The following is a 21,680-nucleotide window of genomic DNA, read 5'->3' as shown; positions in this document are numbered from 1 at the left end:
CCCTGTAGGGGTGAGCCTGCTCGCGATGACGCCCTGTCAACCGCCGCTGATTTCTGAGGTGTCCTTGATCAGATGCGCCGCCAACGTCCGCAACGGTCCGAGTTGCCGGCAGATCAACGCCAACTGTGTCTGCACCAACCGCTGCCCCTCATCGATCTCATCGGCCATCTGCTCCAGCTCATTGGCCAGCGCTTCTTCCTCGTCACTCTGAATCGCCACCGGCTGCTTGTTCGCCAGCCCTTGGGCGATTTCATCAATGCTCGTCGCCAGTTTCACCCCGGCGCCATCAATCAACTGCTCACGCACATCTGCCGGCAACTGCGTCTCGCGATGCGCGCCCAACCCTGACAGATAACTCAACAACGTGTGCGACAGCACCAGAAAGCGGAAGCCGACATCCGCTTCCTTACGGAAATGCCCCGGCTCCATGAGCATGTTTGCCAGCGTCGTCGACAGCGCGGCATCGGCGTTGTGCGCGTTACGTCGGGCCAGCCTATAGGCGAGGTCGTCGCTCTTGCCGGCGGCGTATTGCTGCATGATCTGGCGCAGGTAGATGCTGTTGCAGGTCAGGGTGTTGGCCAGCACTTTATTCAGGCGTCGACCCTGCCAGTCCGGCAGGAACAGGAATACCGTCAGGCCGGCAATCAGGCTGCCCAGCAGCGTATCGAACAGGCGTGGCAGGAACAGTCCGTAACCGTCACCGACCTGGTTGAAGCAGAACAGCACCATGATGGTGATCGCCGCCGTCGCCAGGGTGTAGCGGGTGGTGCGGTTGGTAAAGAACACCACGCCGGCGGCGATGGCAAAGCACGACTGCACCAACGGACTCGGGAACAGATCGAACAGCGCCCACGCCACGGTCAGGCCGATAGCGGTGCCAAGGATCCGCTGACCGAGTTTGCGCCGCGTCGCGCCATAGTTCGGCTGGCAGACGAACAGCGTGGTGAGGATGATCCAGTAGCCTTGCGACGGGTGAATCAGGTGCACCATGCCGTAGCCGATACTCAGCGCCAAGGGCAGGCGCAGGGCATGACGGAACAACAGAGAAGTCGGCGTCAGTTGCGTGCGCAGGCGCACCCAGACGTCTTTGAGGTTGCGCGGCGAACGGTCGAGCAGGCTGCTGTCGGTCGCATCGGCCAAGGCATCCGGGTTGCTCGCGTCGCTGAGCAAACGATCGAGGGTGCCGAGGTTGGCCGCCAGTGCGCGCAGCGAACGCAGCAATCCGCGCCAGGCCGGATTGCTCTGGATGCGCAGGTGTTCGAGGGAGGCGTCGAGGTCGCTGAGGGCTTCGGCGAAACTCGCGTCATAAATAAATGGCTGGCGCATCTGGATCGATTCGGCCAGAGCGCGGCAGGCCTTGCCTTGCTGGCGCAACAGGCGTTGGCAGCGGAACAGCACGTCGCTGTGGAAGAACGCTTCGGCCAGCGCGTTGTACGGGTAGTGCGAGGAGCTGGCGCGTTCGTGTATGTCTTGCGCGAGGAAATACAGCTTCAGGTAGCGGCTGACTTTCGAGCCGGGGCGGCCGTTGCCGACGCGGTGCAGGATGATTTCCTTGGCACTGTTCAGCGCCGCCACCACGCGACCGTTCTGCTGGGCCAGTTCCAGACGCCGCGCTTCCACATCCATTTGCCGGATCGGCTCGAACAGCGAGGATTTCAGCTTCAGGTAAAAGCCCAGCTCACGGAATAATCGCGCCAGACTTTGTTGCACCGGCTGGTTGGAAAACAGCGCCTGCCACAGCACCGAGAGCAAGCCGTACCACGCCGCCCCGGCCACCAGCAGCATCGGCTCGTGCCAAAAATCGGTGACCGCGCCACCGCGCTGATCAACGCCGATCATTGTGTATACGGACAGAATCAACGTCGCCGAAGCAATCGCGCCATAACGCTCGCCGAGTGCCCCGAGCATGGTCAGGCCGAAACTGGCCAGCGCCAATGCAATGGCAAACACGATGGGGTAGGGGAAGAGCAATTCCACCGACAGTGCGGCGATGCTGAAGCACACCAGTGTCACGGCGAGGGCGTTGAGGCGGCCCTGCCAACTGTCGTCGGTCTCGGCCAGGGCGCTGGCGATAATCCCCAGGAACAACGGGATCAGCAGGCCCATTTCATCCTGATACCAACACAGCGCCATGCTGCCGGTCAGGGCGATGAACACCCGCACGCTATAGCTGAATTTATCCAGCGCCCACAGGCGCCGCAAAGACTGACGAAACGAGGTCGAGGACATGAAGTGCGAAGGCCTTCCGAGGCGATGCCGCTAAATTGAGCCAGTAATGACGCCGACGCAATGGCGCCGATCACATCTGACAGCAAAAAGTGTTCCTTTGAGATCTTGTGTAGAACTAAATCTTGAATTGGGCACGGAACCCTGTGGGAGCTGGCTTGCCAGCGATGGCTGCATGACAGTCAACAATGATGTTGGATCTGCCGGCCTCATCGCTGGCAAGCCAGCTCCCACAGGTTTTTGTATTTAGCTTTGAATTAAGCGTACTGCGCGGCGGCGTAGCCCGAGGCCCAGGCCCACTGGAAGTTGAAGCCGCCCAGATGCCCGGTGACGTCGAGGACTTCGCCGATGAAGTACAGGCCGGGGCTTTTCAGCGATTCCATGGTTTTCGACGACACTTCGCGGGTATCGACGCCACCGAGCGTTACTTCGGCCGTGCGATAACCCTCAGTCCCCGCCGGTACGACTTTCCAGCTGCCGAGCTTCTCGGCGATCTCCGCCAGTTCTGCGTGGGTGTACTGCTTCATCGGCTTGGACACGAACCAGTTATCTGCCAGCAAATTGGCCATCTTCTTGGTGAAAATCTCACCCAGCAAAGTTTTCAATTCACTGTTCGGGCGCTCGGCCACTTGCTGTTGCAGCCAGCTCGCGGCGTCGTGATCCGGCAGCAGGTTGATCTCCACCGTATCGCCAGATTCCCAGAACGAGGAGATCTGCAAAATCGCCGGACCACTGAGGCCTCGGTGAGTGAACAGGATGTTCTCGCGAAAGCTCTGGTCGTTGCAGCTGACCAGACAATCCACCGAAGTGCCGGACAGCTCGGTGCACAATTCCTTGAGCTGATCGGTGATGGTGAACGGCACAAGACCGGCGCGAGTCGGCAGCAGCTCGTGGCCGAACTGCTTGGCGACCTGATAACCGAAACCGGTGGCGCCCAGTGTCGGGATCGACAGACCCCCGGTGGCGATCACCAGCGACTGGCATTGGATCTGGCCGAGGGTAGTGTCGAGCAGGTAACCGTTCTCGACTTTCTCGATGGTCTGAATCGACGTGTCCAGATGCAACTCGACGCCGGCCTGATCGCATTCGTCCAGCAGCATGCCAAGGATGTCGCTGGATTTGTTATCGCAGAACAGCTGACCGAGTTTCTTCTCGTGGTACGGCACGGCGTGTTTGCCGACCATGCCGATGAAATCCCACTGGGTGTAGCGCGCCAGTGCGGATTTGCAGAAGTGCGGATTTTGCGAGAGGAAATTGCTCGGCTCGGTGTACATGTTGGTGAAATTGCAGCGGCCACCACCCGACATCAGGATTTTCTTGCCAGCCTTGTTCGCATGGTCGAGCAGCAACACCTGACGCCCACGCCCGGCGGCGGTCAGTGCACACATCAACCCAGCGGCGCCAGCGCCAATGATCACGACTTCGGTAGAGCGCAAAACGGTGTCCTCTGAAATATCACCACAAAACGAACTGTAGGAGCTGCCGCAGGCTGCGATCTTTTGATCTTGCTCTTAAAAAACAAAGTCAAAAGATCGCGGCCTGCGGCAGCTCCTACAGGGGAGTTACGTTGTTCTTAAAGGATGCGGACGCGCAGCGAGCGGCCCTTGATCTTGCCGTCGTTCAAACGCTGCAAGGCCTGCATGGCCACGGTGCGGTCAACAGCCACATAAGCCTGGAAGTCGAAAATCGCGATCTTGCCAACCTGCGCACCCGGAATACCGGCATCACCCGTCAGAGCACCCAGAATGTCGCCCGGGCGAACCTTGTCTTTACGGCCCGCGCCGATGCACAGCGTGGTCATCGGCGGTTGCAGCGGGGCAAGGCCTTGGGACTTGAGGTTATCGACCTGATCCCAGTTCAGCGGCGACTTCTGCAGCTGCTCAATGGCTTGCGCGCGGTGCGCTTCGCCCGGAGCAACCAGGCTGATCGCGATGCCTTTCTCGCCAGCGCGACCGGTGCGGCCAACGCGGTGAATGTGGATTTCCGAATCGCGGGCCAGTTCGACGTTGATCACCATGTCCAGCGCATCGATGTCCAGACCTCGGGCGGCGACGTCGGTGGCGACCAGTACCGAGGTACTGCGGTTGGCGAACATCGCCAGCACCTGATCGCGATCACGCTGTTCCAGATCGCCGTGCAGGCCGACGGCGGAAATGCCTTTGGCGGTCAGGTGATCAACGGTTTCCTGAACCTGCTGCTTGGTGAAGCAGAACGCCACGCACGACGCCGGACGGAAGTGGTGCAGGACTTTCGTCACCACGCCCATGCGATCTTCCGGGGAAATCTCGTAGAAACGCTGCTCGATCTGCGTGTCATCGTGGAACGCTTCGGCTTTCACCGTTTGCGGATCACGCATGAACTTCGACGCCAGTTGCTTGATGCCCACCGGGTAAGTCGCGGAGAACAGCAGGGTCTGACGGCGCTCCGGGGTCTTGATGATGATGTCTTCGATGGCGTCGTAGAAACCCATGTCGAGCATGCGGTCAGCTTCGTCGAGGATCAGCGTGTTCAGGCCATCGAGGACCAGCGAACCCTTGCGCAGGTGCTGCTGGATGCGCCCCGGGGTGCCGACGATGATGTGCGCGCCGTGCTCCAGCGAAGCAATCTGCGGGCCGAACGACACGCCGCCGCACAGGGTCAGGACCTTGATGTTGTCTTCGGCACGGGCCAGACGACGGATTTCCTTGGCGACCTGGTCGGCCAGCTCACGCGTCGGGCAGATCACCAGTGCCTGGCAACCGAAGTAGCGCGGGTTGATCGGGTTGAGCAGGCCGATGCCGAACGCGGCGGTCTTGCCGCTGCCGGTCTTGGCCTGGGCGATCAGGTCCATCCCCTTGAGGATCACCGGCAAGCTCTGCGCCTGGATCGGCGTCATCTGGGCATAACCGAGGGATTCGAGGTTAGCCAGCATGGCGGCGGACAGCGGCAGAGTATTAAAAGCGGTGGCGATGGTGGTCACGGGACTGGCCTGCAAAACAAAATGTCGCGCAGTGTAGCAGCCCCGTGCCACTTTCTTCGAAAGTTCTGGACGAACAGTGCTTAATGTTCGATGTGTTCTTCCGGACGTTTGGCGCGCCGGCCGTCTTCCTTCGACAACTGCGAGAAGATCGTTGCCGCGAGCATCGCCATGATGCCGACGGTGACGAAGGTCAGCTGGAAGGCACCGAGCACGGTTTCCACGCCATCGTTACCGACCTCTGCCGTGAACCCACCGAGCAATGCACCGGCGCATGCCACCCCGAGACTCAACGACAACTGCGCCACCACCGAGAGCAAACTGTTGCCACTGCTGGCGCTGGCGTCGTCGAGGTCGATCAGCGTCACCGTGTTCATCGCGGTAAATTGCAGCGAGTTGATCGCGCCGAGAATCGCCAGCAGGCACAGCAGCAGCCAGTACGGCGTCTGCTCGCTGACCAGGCCCATGCTCGCCAACATGATCCCCAGCGCAAGCGTGTTGCCGGTGAGGACGATGCGATAACCAAGTCGTTCAATCAGCGGTCGCGCCACCCACTTGGCGATCATCGCCGCCGCCGCCAGCGGCAGCATGCTCATCCCCGCTTGCGACGGTGAATAACCCAGCGCCACTTGCAGCAGCAGCGGCACCAGAAACGGCAACGCGCCGCTGCCCAAACGCGCGAACAGGTTGCCAAGAATACCGACGGCAAACGTGCGGGTCTTGAACAGCGACGGTGCGAACAGCGGGTTTTCGATGTGCCCGGCGCGCAACCAGTGCGCCGCCAGACAGGCCATGCCACCGAACAACAGCAACATCACGCGCAGGTGCGGCAAGTGCAGCTCGCCAAGGCCTTCCATGGCGATGGTGATCAGGATCATCGCCGCGCCGAACAACAGAAAACCCAGACTATCGAAGCGCGTACGCTCAGTGCCGCGCAGGTCGGGAATGAACTTCCACACCGCGTAGCAGCCGATCACGCCGACCGGCAGGTTGATCAGGAAGATCCAGTGCCACGTCAGGTATTCGACCATCCAGCCGCCCATGGTCGGGCCGATCAACGGGCCGAGCAGGCCGGGGATGGTGATGAAACCCATGATCCGCACCAGCTCGGATCGTGGATAAGCGCGCAGCACGACCAGTCGGCCGACCGGCAGCATCAGCGCACCGCCCAGACCCTGAATGACCCGGGCACCAATCAGCATGCTCAGGCTGCTCGACAAAGCGCAGAGCAGCGAGCCGAAGCTGAACAGCAGGATCGCGCCGAAGAAGATTTTCTTGGTGCCGAAGCGGTCGGCGATCCAGCCCGAAGCCGGGATCAGCAAGGCCACGGTGAGCATGTAGGCGATGATCACGCCCTGCATGCGCAAGGGGTCTTCGGCCAGATCGCGAGCCATGGCGGGCAGGGCGGTGTTGAGGATGGTCCCGTCGAGGGACTGCATGAAGAAAGCGATGGCGACGACCCACGGCAACCAGCGGGCGGTGATGGCGTCGAGAGGCGGGCGGTTGGGCATGGAACCTCTTGTCGTTGGGGTTAATGATCGTTCCCACGCTCCGCGTGGGAATGCCTCAACGGACGCTCCGCGTCCGCTTTTGGCTGGGACGCAGAGCGTCCCCGGCTGCATTCCCACGCAGAGCGTGGGAACGATCACCGTCAGAGGGTCAGGGTTAAACGGCTGACCAGCGCCCCCGGCAGTAACGCCGACGAGGTATTGCGCTGGCTGTACGTACTCGCCGACAGCAGCAACTCGCGCTCGGCGGTCAACGCTTCCAGCTGCGAACCGAGCAGGCTGTAGGCGCTATCGTCAAAGCGCATGGTGCTGACCGGCGCCTGAATCTCGCCGTTCTCGACCCAGAAGGTCGCGAAACGGGTCATGCCAGTCATGCGCGCGGCCGGTTGATCCGAGTAGTTCAGGTACCACAGGTTGCTGATGTACAACCCGGTGCCCAACTGCTTGAGGATCTCTGCTTGCGCCAGATCACCCGCTGCCATGTTCAACGCACTTGGCATTTCACCGCCGCCGGCGCCGTTGGCGGCCAGGCCATATTCGGCGGCGCTGCGCGAACCGACCAGTTGATCGCCCGCTTTGCCTTCGACGATCAGCCGCAGATCGCTGCGCGGATAACCTTCGCCGGAAAACGCCGGGCTCAGCGATTCACTGACTTTTTCATCCAGCGACAGCAGCGGACTGAAGGCCTGATCGCCGACATACAACTTCTGCAACGGGCTGCTCTTGCTCGCGATTGACTGCGCCGAGAAACCGCCCCAGCTCAGCATGCCCATGATTTCTTCCAGCGCCGCCGGTGCCAGATACGCACGGTACTGCCCCGGCGCCAAGGTGCGTAGCGGGCGGCCGAGAAACTCCAGTTGCTCACGTGCCTGAGCAAAGCGCTTGGCGAAACCTTCGCTGCTCCAGTCATGCCCGGCGTAGCTGGCTTTCACCGCTTCACCGTTCTCGTGGAACAGGCTGAAATCGAAGTTGAAGCTGTTGGCCTGATGCCAGCCAAACGCTCCCGAAGAACTGGCGAAGCCACGGCTGATCGGGCCGGCCGCATAGAAGCCAACCAAGTCCAGACCCTCAGCGGCAGCACAGATTTCATCGACCACCTGTTCAGTGTCCGGCAGCGGATGTTCCTGCACGTTCTGGCTCTGCCAGCCGTGGTGGTTGAGCAACAGATACGGATCCTGCGGCAGCAACGGCAGGGTTTCGCGCAGTTGTTGCAGACCTTCGGCAAGCCGTTGCAGATCGCCTTCCTGATCACCGGACAGGGTGACCTGAAGGTCGGCGTGGCGACCATCGTTGATCAGTTTCAGGACGATATTGGCCTGCTGCACTTGTCCGGCCTGACGTACCTTGGCGTGATTGAAACGCACGAACGCCGAGGATTCGGCGGCAAAGCTGAGGGTGAATTGTTCCGGCTCGCGCACGCTGTCGCGCAGCCACTCGACCATGACCTTGAAGGCGTCGGACTGACTCTTCGAAATGCTCATCAGGCGTCTCCCCCAAACACATCAACGTTGCTGAATACGCAGGCCGGCGAAGCGTGGCCGACGCGGATCACCTGGTTCGGTTCGCCCTTGCCGCAGTTCGGCGTGCCCAGCACCTTGACGGTGTTGGCGTCGCCGACGGCGCGCAGGCTTTTCCAGAAGTGCGCGGAAATCGCCCGGTAGTTCGGGTTTTTTACTACGCCTTTGAGTTCGCCGTTTTCGATCAACTGGCCCCATTCACAGCCGAACTGGAATTTGTTGCGCGCATCGTCGATCGACCAAGAACGGTTGGTGCTCATCAGAATGCCGTTCTCGATGCCTTCGATCAGTTTGTTCAGTGGCTGATCGCCCGGCTCGATATTAAGGTTGGCCATGCGATCGATCGGCGCACGGTTCCAGCCGCAGGCGCGGCTGTTGGCAACGCCATCGAGACCGGCGCGGAACTGCGACAGCGCCCCGCCCAGCGGACGCAGCAACAGGCCATCGCGGATCAGGAATTGTTTGCTGGCCTTGCTGCCGTCGTCATCGTGGCCATAGCTGGCCAGTTCTTCGGGAATGCCTGGATCGAAGGTCACGTTGAGCAGTTTCGAACCATATTGCAGGCTGCCGAAGTCGCTGGCTTTGACGAAACTGGTGCCGGCGTAATTGCGTTCGTCGCCGAGGATGCGGTCGAGTTCCAGCGGGTGGCCGATGGATTCGTGGATCTGCAGCATCATCTGGTCCGGCATCAACAGCAGGTCGCGCGGGCCTTGCGGGGTGTTCGGCGCAAGCAGCAGTTGCAGGGCCTGATCGGCAACTTGCGGACCGGCGCCGATCAAACCGCAACGGCTGATCACATCAGCGCCGCCCTGTTGGCCGAAGTTCTCGCGACCGAGGCTGCGAGTCTGGCTGTCATTGCCGTCGTAAGCGGTGACGTCGAGGCCTGGATAAACGAAGCGCTGGGCCTGGCGCAATTCAGCCCCGGCGCTGCTCAGGTAGATCTGTTCGACGTGGGTGATGCCAATGCTCACCTGCCAATTCACCAGGCGCTCATCCTTTGGCACCGAGGCGGATTCCGCACCGAGCAGCTCGAAGCATTCGCTCAGGGACGGGAAGGGTTGTTCGAGATTGGGCGAAAAGTAATCAGCGCGATCGCTGGACACTGGCTGATCGCGCAGGTCGAGCAAGGCGTGCGGCTTGAGCCGACGGGCTTGCAGCTCGGCGCGTTCGAGGGCGGCTTGCAGACCTTGTTGCGACAGATCGTTGGTCGCCGCGTAGGCCTCAACACCATTGACCCGAACGGTGAGCATCGCGCCTTCGTCGCGGCTCAGGCTCGGCGGTTCGGCGACGTTTTTACGTACCGACAGGTACTGCCCGGACTCGCGTACGTATCGCAGGGAAAAGAACTCAGCGCCCGTGCGCAAGGCAGCGAAGCGCTGCTTGAGCTGGGGGTGGAAATCGAACATTCGGGAACCTCCTTGTCAGGGGGAAGCGGGGTGAGGCTACTCGGCGGGGAGGGGTGAAAAGGTTGCGCGAGGTCTAGAGTAGGCCTGCGTGGGGGTAGGATCAAGTGAAGAGGGGGTGTAGGGGGATTTACTGTGCAGCGAGGGAATTTGTGCTGAATCTGAGGGCCCCATCGCTGGCAAGCCAGGCTCCCACAGGTTTTTTGGTGAACACAATATGTGTGAACGACGCAAAACCCTGTGGGAGCTGGCTTGCCAGCGATTAGCCGTGACGCGGTATTACGTCTTACTGAGCCGCCGGGGTGATATCACGCATCGGCTTGCCCTTCACCGGCGCATCGCCCGCCACGTAGTAAGCAGCATTGCTGCGCGGCAGTGGTTTGCGACCACGGATCTTGTCGGCGATTTTCTCGGCGATCATGATCGTCGGCGCGTTGAGGTTGCCGGTGGTGATGATCGGCATGATCGAGGCATCGACCACACGCAGGCTCTGCATGCCGTGCACGCGACCTTCGCCATCAACCACAGCCATCTCGTCGGTGCCCATCTTGCACGAGCAGGACGGGTGGAACGCGGTTTCGGCGTGCTCGCGGATGAACTTGTCCAGCTGCTCATCGGTTTGCACTTCGATGCCCGGGCTGATTTCGCGGCCACGGAAAGCGTCGAGTGCCGGCTGCTGCATGATTTCACGGGTCAGGCGGATGCCGTCGCGGAATTCCTGCCAGTCCTGCTCGGTAGCCATGTAGTTGAACAGGATGCTCGGGTGCTGGCGCGGGTCTTTCGATTTGGCCTGGATGCGACCACGGCTTGGCGAGCGCATGGAACCCATGTGCGCCTGGAAACCGTGCTCTTTCACACCGTTGCTGCCGTTGTAGTTAATCGCCACTGGCAGGAAGTGGTACTGGATGTTCGGCCATTCGAATTCCGGACGCGAACGGATGAAACCGCCGGCTTCGAACTGGTTGCTGGCGCCGATGCCGGTGCCGTTGAACAGCCACTCGGCACCGATGGCCGGCTGGTTGTACCAGAGCAGCGACGGGTACAGCGAAACCGGCTGAGTGCAGGCGTATTGCAGGTACAGCTCAAGGTGATCCTGCAGGTTTTCACCGACGCCCGGCAGGTCGTGAACGACCGGAATGTCGAGCGACTTCAGCAGTTCGGCAGGACCGACACCGGAACGCTGCAGAATCTGCGGCGAAGCGATGGCGCCGGAGCACAGCAGCACTTCTTTGCGCGCTTTGACTTCGACACGCTCTTCGGCGTCGCCAACCAGGTAACGCACGCCAACGGCACGCTTGCCTTCGAACAGAATCTTGTCGGTCAGGGCGTGAGTGACGATGGTCAGGGTCGAACGCTTCTTGGCGACGTCGAGGTAGCCACGCGCGGTGGAGGCACGACGGCCGTTCGGCGTCACGGTGCGGTCCATCGGGCCGAAGCCTTCCTGCTGGTAACCGTTCAAGTCTTCGGTGCGCGGGTAACCGGCTTGTACGCCAGCTTCAACCATGGCGTGGAACAACGGGTTGTTGCCCGCCTTCGGCGTGGTCACGCTGACCGGGCCTTCGCCACCGTGGTAATCGTTCGGGCCGATGTCGCGGGTTTCGGCTTTGCGGAAGTACGGCAGGCAGTCGAGGTACGACCAGTCTTCCAGACCTGGCAGTTTTGCCCAGCCGTCGTAGTCCATGGCGTTACCACGGATGTAGCACATGCCGTTGATCAACGAGGAACCGCCGAGGCCTTTGCCGCGACCGCATTCCATCCGGCGACCGTCCATGTGTGGCTCTGGATCGGTTTCGTACGCCCAGTTGTAACGACGACCTTGCAGCGGGAACGCCAGGGCAGCCGGCATTTGCGTGCGGAAGTCGAAACGGTAGTCCGGGCCGCCTGCTTCGAGCAGCAGAACGGTGACGCCGGCGTCTTCAGTCAGACGGGTCGCCAGGGTGTTACCGGCCGAGCCGGCACCGATGATGATGTAATCGAATTCTTGGGACATTGAATGCACCCTCTTTGATAGTGGTCAGGTCGGACCTTGGCGAGTGCTGTGCACTCGAATCGCTGGCAAGCCAGCTCCCACAGGGATTGGGGGCTGCCACAAATTGGATGGACGACTCCAAGCCTGTGGGAGCGGGCTTGCCCGCGAAGAGGCCTTCGCGGGCAATGCAAATCTCGGGTCTTAGAACACCGAAACGTAATCGCCCAGCTCGACCTGTACCGATTTGATGCGGGTGAAGTTGTTCAGCGAGCTGATGCCGTTCTCACGGCCGACACCCGACTGCTTGTAACCGCCAACCGGCATTTTTGCGTCGGACTCGCCCCAGGCGTTGATCCAGCAGATACCGGCTTCCAGTTGATGAATCACGCGGTGCGCGCGGTTCAGGTCTTTGGTGACGATACCAGCGGCCAGGCCGAAGTCGGTGTCGTTGGCGCGGCGGATCACTTCTTCTTCGGTTTCGTAGGAGAGGATCGCCATCACCGGGCCAAAGATTTCTTCACGGACGATGGTCATGTCGTCGGTGCAATCGGTGAACACGGTTGGAGCAACGAATGCGCCTTTGGCGAATTCGCCGTCGGTCAGACGCTCGCCGCCACACAGCACGCGGGCGCCTTGCTCTTTACCTTTGGCGATGTAACCCAACACGCTTTCCATGTGCGCGAAGCTGACCAGCGGGCCGAAGTTGGTGTTTTCGTCTTCCGGGTTGCCAACGCGGATGCGTGCAACGCGTTCAACGATCTTGGCTTCGAACGCGGCTTTCAGGTGCGCCGGAACGAACACGCGAGTGCCGTTGGTGCAGACCTGACCGGAGCTGTAGAAGTTGGCCATCATCGCGGTGTCGGCAGCGCGATCCAGGTCGGCGTCGTCGCAGATGATCAGCGGGGATTTGCCACCCAGTTCCATGGTCACGTCTTTGAGCGACGAAGCCGAAGCGCTGGCCATTACTTTTTTGCCGGTGTCGGTGCCGCCAGTGAACGAGATTTTCTCGATGCGCGGGTGCTCGGTCAGCCAGGTGCCGACTTCACGGCCGCTGCCGGTCAGAACGTTGAACACACCATTCGGTACGCCGGCTTCGGTGTAGATCTCGGCCAGTTTCAGGGTGGTCAGCGAGGTGACTTCGCTTGGCTTGAAGATCATCGCGTTACCAGCGGCCAGGGCTGGAGCGGATTTCCACAGCGCGATCTGGATCGGGTAGTTCCACGCGCCGATACCGGCCACGACGCCCAGCGGCTCGCGACGGGTGTAGACGAACGAAGTGTCGCGCAGTGGAATCTGCTCGCCTTCGATGGCGGGCACCAGGCCTGCGTAGTATTCCAGCACGTCGGCGCCGGTGACGATGTCGACGTACTTGGTTTCGGAGAAGGCTTTACCGGTGTCCAGGGTTTCCAGAGCAGCCAGTTCATCGTTGCGCTCGCGCAGGATGTCGACGGCGCGGCGCAGGATGCGCGAACGCTCCATGGCGGTCATCGCGGCCCAGATTTTCTGGCCCTTTTCAGCGCTGACTACGGCGCGCTCGACGTCTTCCTTGGTCGCACGTTGCACCAGTGCGAGGACTTCACCGTTAGCCGGGTTGATGGCTTCGAAGGTGGCATCGCTGCCGGCGTCGGAGTACGCGCCATCGATGTAAAGTTTTTGCAGTTCGAAACGGGCCATAGTGTCCTCGCAAGTGCATTGGTGGTTGGCGTTGACCACCGCGGTGAGGCTGCGGTGGCGTTCAGGGGCCGAGCGTTTTCTGTGTGCTCTAGCTCACCTTCTTGGCCAATTGGAAATCCATGTATTCGTAAGCGATCTGTTGCGCCTGCGCCGTGTCGAAAGCGTCTCCCGACAAAGCGCCGCGCAACCACAAGCCGTCAATCAACGCTGCCAGTCCTCGTGCTGCGCTGCGCGCATCTTCGAGCGACAGCACACGGCGGAACTGGCAGCACAGGTTGGAATACAGACGGTGATCGTTGATCCGCTGCAACCTGTGCAAAGACGGCTGGTGCATGCTGGTGGCCCAGAAGGCCAGCCAGGTTTTCATTGCCGGGCCATTGACCTGGCTGGCGTCGAAGTTGCCTTCGATGATCACCTGCAGATGCGCCCGTGGGCTGTCATCTGCCAGCGCCTGACGGCGCGCGGTGACGCTCTCGCTGAGGGCGGTCATCAGATACCGCATCGTGGCGGCAATCAGGCCGTTCTTGTCCTGAAAGTAATGACTGATGATGCCATTCGAGACACCGGCCAAACGGGCGATCAGCGCAATGCTGGCGTCCCCCATTCCGACCTGATCGACCGCCTGCAAAGTGGCTTCGATCAGTTGTTGGCGGCGGATGGGTTGCATACCGACCTTGGGCATCTTGCACATCTCCTTAGGCCTTCCGAGCGGCGAATGACGCCTATCGGATTGACGGCCAGTCTATTTTGTTTTGATTGAACGTTCAATCAACAAAGAATAAGATCTGCGACAAATCGTCGCTGCCTACAGATTTTTCCTACGTGTAAGTGGCGATAAAACCGACATCTGAAACAGCTCGAAACCTGCGTGGGGCATGGCGCGGTTCGCGATTCGATGGACGTGTTGAAAGGGCAAGACGCTCACGGCCAGGTTTCGGATGAACGTCCGTCCACCTTCGGCCACGAAAGCGATTCGCAGCGCCATTTCGGCAGGTTCGGGCTTTTTTCGGGATGTCTTTATATCACCCGCCGGTCGGCTGCCAACTAACCGATTGGTCGGGTTCCGTGTTGCCTTGTGTTCTTCTCTCGCACTGCCTGGAGCATTTGTGCCATGAGTTCTGCCTCGCTTATAAAGACCCCGCCCGAGAAGGTGACGGTCAACGGTTGGGTGTTTTACACCTCTACCGCGCTGATTCTTTTGTTGACCGCCATTCTGATTATCGCCCCGCAAGAGGCCGGCAGACTGTTGGGTATCGCTCAGGCCTGGTTGTCGCGCAGCTTCGGCTGGTACTACATGGTGGTCATCGCCGCCTACCTGGTGTTTGTGGTGGGCCTGGCGTTTTCCTCGTACGGCAAACTCAAACTGGGCAGCAAGGACGACACCCCGGATTTCAGTTACGGCGCCTGGGCGGGGATGCTGTTCTCGTCGGGTATCGGTATTTCGCTGTTGTATTTCGGCGCATCCGAGCCACTGGATCACTACTTCAATCCGCCGGAAGGCACATCGGCCAGCAACATGGCCGCGCGTCAGGCTGTACAGCTGACTTTCTTGCACTGGGGCCTGCACGGCTGGGCGATCTACGCACTGGTTGGTCTGGCCGTAGCGTACTTTGCTTACCGGCATAACCAGCCGCTGGCCCTGCGTTCGGCGCTGTATCCGCTGGTCGGCGAGCGTTGGGTCAAGGGTGCGGCCGGTCACGCGGTGGACGGCTTCGGCATGTTCGTGACCCTGCTGGGTCTGGTGACGAACCTGGGGATTGGTTCGCTGCAAGTGTCGTCGGGGCTGGAAAACCTGTTCGGCATGGAACACAGCAACACTAACCTTTTGATCGTGATCATCGTGATGAGCACCGTGGCGACCATCGCTGCCGTGTCCGGCGTGGAAAACGGCATCCGTCGTCTGTCCAACCTGAACATCGTGCTGTTCAGTGGTCTGCTGATTTTCGTATTGCTGTTCGGCCCGACCCTGCACCTGCTCAACGGCTTCGTGCAGAACATCGGTGACTACCTCAATGGCATCGTGCTGAAAACCTTCGACCTTTATGTGTACGAGGGCGATAACGCCAAGTCCGAGCGCTGGATGGGCCTGTGGACGCTGTTCTACTGGGCGTGGTGGATTTCCTGGGCGCCATTCGTTGGCATGTTCATCGCGCGTATTTCCCGTGGTCGTACCGTGCGTGAGCTGGTGGCTGGCGTGCTGTTGATTCCGCTGGGCTTTACCCTGGCCTGGCTGTCGATCTTCGGTAACTCGGCGCTGGACCTGGTGATGAACCATGGCGCGGTGGAGCTGGGCAAGACGGCCCTGGAACAGCCGTCGATGGCGATTTATCAATTGCTTGAGCACTACCCGGCGTCGAAAGTCGTCATCGGTGTGTCGATCTTTGTTGGTTTCGTACTGTTCCTGACCCCGGCCGACTCTGGCGCGGTGATGATGGCGAATCTGTCCTGCAAGGGCGGCAACGTCGATGAAGATGCGCCGCACTGGCTGCGGATCTTCTGGTCGGTGGTGATCACCCTGGTGACCATCGGTCTGCTGTTTGCCGGTAACTTCGAAGCCATGCAAACCATGGTCGTGTTGGCTGGCCTGCCGTTCTCGGTGGTGCTGGTGTTCTTCATGTTCGGCCTGCACAAGGCGATGCGTCAGGACGTGCAGATCGAACAGGAGCAAGCGCAACTGGCGGAGCGCGGTCGTCGTGGTTTCAGCGAGCGTCTGACGCAACTGGACCTGCAACCGAGCCAATCGGTGGTGCAGCGTTTCATGGACAAGCAGGTCAGCCCGGCGCTGGAAGATGCCACCGCGCAGATGCGTGCACAGGGGCTGGAAGTGCAGACGCTGTTGGGTAAATCCAAGCGTTGCATGGGCGTGCGCGTCGAGATGGAAGAGGGCAACCCTTTCGTTTACGAAGTGAGCCTGGACGGCTATCTGGCGACCCCGACTGAATCGGCGCAGTCCGATGAAGCGCGTCAGCGTTACTACCGCGCGGAGGTGTATCTGCACAACGGCAGCCAGGATTACGACCTGATGGGCTTCACGCAGGATCAGATCACGCGGGATGTGCTCGATCAGTTTGAAAGCCATCGGCAGCTCCTTGGCCGGGTGTATAGCTAAACCGCATGTGCGCGGTGTTTCAGTCTGAAGCACCGCGTTGTTCCTTTAAAAGATCGCAGCCTTCGGCAGCTCCTACATGGATCGCATTCCCCTGTAGGAGCTGCCGAAGGCTGCGATCTTTTGATCTTCAAACAAAAACGCCGCGATCCTCTCGCGGCGTTTTTGTGTCCGGGTTATTAGCCCAGGTTCTTGCCCAACAACGCGTGATACAGCTCGCTGTCGCCCAGAATCCCCACCACATGATTGTTATCGTGCAGCACCAACTTGTTGCCGGTTTGATAACGAATCTGCAAGGCGTCACGCATACCGATGTTCGAGTCCACCAGTGTCGGCTTGCGTTCCAGGCCTTCCACCGCTTGCCCCGGTGCCCAGTTCTGCAGGTTCAGCACCGAACCATTTTGCCGTGCGCCTTTGATGGTGTTGCCTTCGGCCAGGTCCAGCCACGAATCGCCACCCGGATCCAGGCACACCGAACCATTGATGCGTTTGCACTTGTCCAGCGTGCGCATCAGGCTGCGACCGCAGAGCACATTGAGCGGATTGGTGTGTGCGACGAAGGTACGCACATAGTCGTCCGCCGGGTTCAGCACGATCTCTTCCGGCACGCTGTACTGGATGATCCGGCCGTCTTTCATGATCGCGATGCGGCTACCCAATTTGAGCGCCTCGTCGAGGTCGTGACTCACGAACACGATGGTCTTGCTCAGCTTGCGTTGCAGTTCCAGCAGTTCATCCTGCAGACCCTGACGGATCAGCGGGTCGAGCGCCGAGAACGGTTCGTCCATCAGCAGAATGTCGGCGTCCATCGCCAGTGCCCGCGCCAGACCGACACGCTGCTGCATGCCGCCGGAGAGTTCGTCCGGCTTCTTGTTGCGCCATTGGGTCAGGCCAACCAGTTCGAGTTTTTCATCGACGAGTTTCTTGCGTTCTTTCTCCGGACGACCCTGCATTTCCAGACCGAAACTGATGTTCTCGCGCACCGTCAGCCACGGCATCAGGGCGAACTTCTGGAACACCATGGCGATGCGTTTGGTGCGCATCATTTTCAGCTCGGCCGGGGTGCAGGAGGCGATGTCGATCTGGCGGTTTTCATGCTCGACGAACAGCTTGCCGCGGCTCACGGTGTTGAGGCCGTTGATGCAGCGCAGCAGGCTCGACTTGCCGGAACCCGACAAGCCCATCAGCACGCAGATTTCGCCTTTGTTGATGTCCAGCGAGGCTTTTTCCACGCCGACGATCTGGCCGGTCTTCTTCAGGATCTCGTTGCGGGTCATGCCCTGATCGAGCAGCTTGAGTGCCTCGCGTGGATCTTTGGAGAAGATTACGTCGACGTCTTCGAAGCGAATTATGCTCATGCGTCACCCCCTACTTTGGCGTCGGGTTGTTTGCAGATACGGTCGAGCATGATCGCCAGCAGTACGATCGCCAGGCCCGCTTCGAAGCCCAGGGCGATATCAGCAGTGTTCAGTGCGTTGACCACCGGTTTGCCGAGTCCGTCGGCGCCTACCAGTGCCGCGATCACCACCATCGACAACGACAGCATGATGCACTGGGTGATGCCGGCTGCGATGCTCGGCATGGCGTGAGGCAGTTCGATCCGTGAGAGCAGTTGACGACGCGAGCAGCCAAAGGCCTTGCCGGCGTCCATCAGTTCTTGCGGGACATCGCGGATGCCCAGGTAGGTCAGGCGGATCGGCGCAGCGATGGCGAACACCACCGTGGAGATCAGGCCTGGCACCACACCCAGCCCGAAGAGGGTCAGGGTAGGAATGAGGTAAACGAAGGTCGGTACGGTCTGCATCAGATCGAGTACCGGACGCATGACCGTGTAGAACATCGGTTTGTGCGCGGCGACGATGCCCAGCGGCACGCCGATGACCACGCAGACCAGGGTCGCGAACATGACCTGGGCGAGGGTTTCCATGGTCTCCTGCCAGTACCCCAGATTGAGGATCAGCAGGAAGGAGGCGATGACGAACGCGGTCAGGCCCCATTTACGCTGAATGAAGTGAGCGAGTAGTGCGATCAGGCCAATCAAGACCAGTGGGTTGAACCAGGTCAGCGCAAACGTCACGCCGTGGATCATCGTTTCCAGGGTCACGGCGATTGCGTCGAAGGTGTTGGCGCCGTGTTGCGTCAACCATTCAACGAAGCCCGCGATGTACTGGCCTAAAGGTATTTTCTGATCAATCAGCATGGTAGTGAACGTCCGCATGCAAGGAAATAAACAGCCCGGGCGGGCGAACCCGCCCGGCATAAGCGATTACTGAAGCTTGGCTTTCACGGCCTCCAGGCCAGGTTTACCGTCAATGGTGGTCACGCCAGCGAGCCAGGTATCGAGCACTTGTGGATTCTTTTTCAGCCAGGCCTTGGCGGCCGCGTCAGGCTTCATCTTGTCGTCGAGAATGTTGCCCATCAGTTCGCTTTCCATGTCGACGGTGAACTCCAGGTTCTTCAGCAACTGACCGACGTTGCTGCATTCCTCGGCATAACCCTTGCGGGTATTGGTCGCCACGGTCGCAGCACCGAAATCGGGGCCGAAGAAATCATCGCCACCGGTCAGGTATTGAATCTTGAAGCGCTTGTTCATCGGGTGCGGCGCCCAGCCGAGGAAGACCACCGCTGTGTCGCGTTTTTGCGCGCGATCCACCTGCGAGAGCATGCCCGCTTCCGATGATTCGACGACTTTGAAACCGGCGGTCTTCAGGCCGAAGGCGTCCTTGTCGATCATGCTCTGGATCAGACGGTTGCCGTCGTTGCCAGGCTCGATGCCGTAGATCTTGCCGTCGAGCTCTTTCTTGAATTTGGCGATGTCGGCGAAGTCATGCAGACCTTTGTCATACAGGGCTTGCGGCACGGCGAGGGTGTATTTGGCGCCCTTGAGGTTGGTGCGCACGGTTTCCACGGTGCCCGCGTCGCGGTAGGCCTTGATGTCGTTTTCCATGGTCGGCATCCAGTTACCGAGGAACACGTCCATGTTCTTGCCGTCGGCCAGCGACTTGTAGGTCACGGGCACGGAGATCATGGTGGTCTTGGTCTTGTAGCCGAGGGCGTTGAGCACGACGGAGGTGGTGGCGGTGGTGGCGGTAATGTCGGTCCAGCCGACATCAGAGAAGTTAACGGTACTGCACTGTGCCGGTTCTGCAGCTTGCGCCAGTAACGGCAGACTCAGCATGGCGGCCAACAACAACGACGGGGAACCTTTCATGGATGGACTCCTTGGTGTTTTTTTTGGCAGTGTTCCGACTGTGGACCACCGCACTTATAGGTTGCGGTTGGATGGCGTTCTGGAGACAGCTCTACCACGGCGCCTTGCAATCGAGTCATAACGATCATGTACCAGTGAAAATCTGACGCCTACAGGGGGGGTCGTATCCAGTACAGGGATGGTCGCATCCAGTGTCAGTGACGTCGCTTACAGCTTTTTTCAGCCCCGAATGGCCATCTGAACCGTACAAAAACGGCGAAAAACCGGGGCGAAAACGGCGCGGCGCTGGTGGACATGAGTGCGTCGGTGTCAGACGCCGTGCGTCCGGACAAAAGCCTGATGATGCGGGCATTCCGGCGGATCGCAGCTTGAGCGTAGCAGCTCCGCCAGCGGGCGCTTTTGCGTCCCGGACCGGCATCCTCAGGAGCTCTGCAGCAATGGCTATCAGTGTTTTCGACCTGTTCAAAATCGGCATCGGCCCTTCCAGTTCCCACACCGTCGGACCCATGCGCGCCGCGGCGTTGTTCGTCGAGTCGCTACGGGACAAGCACCAACTGGAACAGGTGCGCCGTATAGAAGTGCAATTGTTCGGGTCGCTGTCTGCTACCGGTATCGGTCACGGCAGCGACAACGCGGTGATCATGGGCTTGATGGGCGAGTGGCCGGACGCAATCGACCCGTCGCAGATCGGCCCGCGCATTCAGGCGCTGCGCGAAACTCATACCCTTCTATTGGATGGTCGTTTGTCGGTGCCGTTTGTCTGGGCTCGGGACATGCGCCTGATCGACGAGAACCTGCCGTTCCACCCCAATGCCATGACGATTGTGGCCGAGGGTGATCACGGCGAACTGCATCGCGACACCTACTATTCGGTGGGCGGTGGTTTTGTCGTCGATCAAGCGCAGGCGTCCAGCGGCGTCGTTGATCTGGATCGCACTGAATTGCCTTATGACTTTTCCAGCGCGGTCGAGTTGCTGGAGTTGTGCAAGCGGAACAATCTTCGCGTCGCTGAATTGATGATGGCCAACGAAAAAGTCTGGCGCAGCGAGGAAGAAATCCGCGCCGGGCTGATGAAGCTGTGGCGGGCGATGCAGGATTGCGTCGAGCAGGGTTTGAAACACGAAGGCATCCTGCCCGGCGGATTGAATGTGCGTCGGCGCGCGGCGAAGTTGCATCGCAGTCTTCAGGAGTTGGGCAAACCCAATGTGATCGGCTCGACGCTGAGCGCGATGGAGTGGGTCAATCTGTTTGCGTTGGCTGTTAATGAAGAAAACGCGGCCGGCGGGCGCATGGTCACGGCGCCGACCAATGGCGCTGCGGGAATCATTCCGGCGGTGCTGCACTACTTTATGAAGTTCAGCGAAGCGGTGACGGACGCCAACGTGGTCGACTACTTCCTCGGTGCGGCGGCGGTGGGGATTCTGTGCAAGAAGAATGCTTCGATCTCGGGCGCTGAGGTGGGCTGTCAGGGCGAAGTCGGTTCTGCCTGCGCGATGGCGGCGGCGGGGCTGGCGGAGATTCTTGGCGCTACGCCGGAGCAGTTGTGCAACGCGGCGGAGATTGGCCTGGAACATAACCTTGGGCTGACCTGCGATCCGGTCGGTGGCCTGGTGCAAGTGCCGTGCATCGAGCGCAATGCGATCGCCGCCGTGAAGGCGATCAACGCGGCGCAGATGGCTTTGCGGGGGGATGGTCAGCATTTTATTTCGCTGGACCGGGTGATCCGCACCATGCGTGATACCGGCGCCGACATGCATGACAAATATAAAGAGACATCGCGTGGTGGGTTGGCGGTCAGCGCGGTTGAGTGCTGAGACCGCGTTGCCCCAATCGCGAGCAGGCTCACTCCTACAGGGGAACGCATTCCAATTGTAGGAGTGAGCCTGCTCGCGATAGCGTCAGACCAGTCAAAACTGCTCACCAAGTGAACACGGACAATAAATCACGCCACCTTTTAGCGCGTCGCAAACAGATAAGAGTCTTTCCCACCTGTTACATACGATCCGCGCCCTGACCGTCCGTCACCCGTGCTTGCGGTGACACTCCCCTCAAACCGCGCGCAGGCCAGTTCCCACAAGTGCTACCGATTTGCTCACACGCTGCGGGGCAG

Annotated in this window: 14 protein-coding genes; 2 read left to right on the top strand and 12 right to left on the bottom strand. The window is 60.3% G+C overall.

Going from position 1 to position 21,680, the window contains the following annotated elements; genetic code table 11:
- Positions 1 to 36: 36 nt before the first annotated feature.
- The 9 genes from yccS to betI form a co-directional block, all read right to left on the bottom strand.
- On the bottom strand, positions 37 to 2,229 hold the full coding sequence (gene yccS, locus CKW38_RS11165) for a YccS family putative transporter (protein WP_007913783.1): 2,193 nt from the start codon (positions 2,227 to 2,229) through the stop codon (positions 37 to 39).
- Between the two features lie 254 nt (positions 2,230 to 2,483).
- A complete protein-coding gene (locus tag CKW38_RS11160; protein WP_095112765.1) occupies positions 2,484 to 3,662 on the bottom strand; it encodes an NAD(P)/FAD-dependent oxidoreductase in 1,179 nt (392 codons plus the stop codon).
- 137 nt (positions 3,663 to 3,799) lie between these two features.
- The gene (gene dbpA / locus CKW38_RS11155; protein WP_064388129.1) at positions 3,800 to 5,185 is read right to left on the bottom strand and encodes an ATP-dependent RNA helicase DbpA; all 1,386 of its coding nucleotides are present in this window, start codon (positions 5,183 to 5,185) and stop codon (positions 3,800 to 3,802) included.
- An 80-nt stretch (positions 5,186 to 5,265) separates the two neighbouring features.
- Positions 5,266 to 6,693: a multidrug transporter subunit MdtD gene (mdtD, locus tag CKW38_RS11150; protein ID WP_095112764.1), complete on the bottom strand. Its 1,428-nt coding sequence runs from the start codon at positions 6,691 to 6,693 to the stop codon at positions 5,266 to 5,268.
- A gap of 140 nt (positions 6,694 to 6,833) precedes the next feature.
- Positions 6,834 to 8,171, bottom strand: coding sequence for a TldD/PmbA family protein (locus CKW38_RS11145; RefSeq protein WP_095112763.1), 1,338 nt, complete (start codon positions 8,169 to 8,171; stop codon positions 6,834 to 6,836).
- Positions 8,171 to 9,613, bottom strand: coding sequence for a TldD/PmbA family protein (locus CKW38_RS11140; protein WP_095112762.1), 1,443 nt, complete (start codon positions 9,611 to 9,613; stop codon positions 8,171 to 8,173). The genes CKW38_RS11145 and CKW38_RS11140 overlap by 1 nt, the downstream gene beginning before the upstream one ends.
- A gap of 283 nt (positions 9,614 to 9,896) precedes the next feature.
- Positions 9,897 to 11,600, bottom strand: a complete 1,704-nt coding sequence (gene betA, locus CKW38_RS11135) for a choline dehydrogenase (protein WP_007913795.1) — start codon at positions 11,598 to 11,600, stop codon at positions 9,897 to 9,899.
- Between the two features lie 180 nt (positions 11,601 to 11,780).
- The gene (gene betB / locus CKW38_RS11130) at positions 11,781 to 13,253 is read right to left on the bottom strand and encodes a betaine-aldehyde dehydrogenase (RefSeq protein ID WP_095112761.1); all 1,473 of its coding nucleotides are present in this window, start codon (positions 13,251 to 13,253) and stop codon (positions 11,781 to 11,783) included.
- Positions 13,254 to 13,341: 88 nt separating this feature from the next.
- Positions 13,342 to 13,935, bottom strand: coding sequence for a transcriptional regulator BetI (gene betI / locus CKW38_RS11125; RefSeq protein WP_007918292.1), 594 nt, complete (start codon positions 13,933 to 13,935; stop codon positions 13,342 to 13,344).
- A 429-nt stretch (positions 13,936 to 14,364) separates the two neighbouring features.
- Between betI and betT the strand changes: the two genes are divergently transcribed.
- On the top strand, positions 14,365 to 16,362 hold the full coding sequence (gene betT, locus CKW38_RS11120) for a choline BCCT transporter BetT (protein ID WP_007918294.1): 1,998 nt from the start codon (positions 14,365 to 14,367) through the stop codon (positions 16,360 to 16,362).
- Between the two features lie 176 nt (positions 16,363 to 16,538).
- On the opposite strand, the gene choV is transcribed toward betT, so the two are convergent.
- From choV to CKW38_RS11105, 3 genes are all read right to left on the bottom strand, one after another.
- Positions 16,539 to 17,717, bottom strand: a complete 1,179-nt coding sequence (gene choV / locus CKW38_RS11115; RefSeq protein ID WP_095112760.1) for a choline ABC transporter ATP-binding protein — start codon at positions 17,715 to 17,717, stop codon at positions 16,539 to 16,541.
- The gene (gene choW / locus CKW38_RS11110; protein WP_007918299.1) at positions 17,714 to 18,559 is read right to left on the bottom strand and encodes a choline ABC transporter permease subunit; all 846 of its coding nucleotides are present in this window, start codon (positions 18,557 to 18,559) and stop codon (positions 17,714 to 17,716) included. The genes choV and choW overlap by 4 nt, the downstream gene beginning before the upstream one ends.
- Positions 18,560 to 18,625: 66 nt before the next feature.
- Positions 18,626 to 19,570, bottom strand: a complete 945-nt coding sequence (locus CKW38_RS11105; protein ID WP_007918300.1) for a choline ABC transporter substrate-binding protein — start codon at positions 19,568 to 19,570, stop codon at positions 18,626 to 18,628.
- A gap of 437 nt (positions 19,571 to 20,007) precedes the next feature.
- On the opposite strand from CKW38_RS11105, the gene CKW38_RS11100 reads away from it, so the two are divergent.
- Complete coding sequence (locus CKW38_RS11100; protein ID WP_095112759.1) at positions 20,008 to 21,384, top strand: L-serine ammonia-lyase; 1,377 nt, start codon at positions 20,008 to 20,010, stop codon at positions 21,382 to 21,384.
- The last annotated feature ends 296 nt before the right edge of the window (positions 21,385 to 21,680 follow it).

This window comes from Pseudomonas sp. Irchel 3H7, from assembly GCF_900187605.1.
Classification (GTDB): Bacteria; Pseudomonadota; Gammaproteobacteria; order Pseudomonadales; family Pseudomonadaceae; genus Aquipseudomonas.
This window is presented reverse-complemented; position numbering and strand designations above follow the sequence as displayed.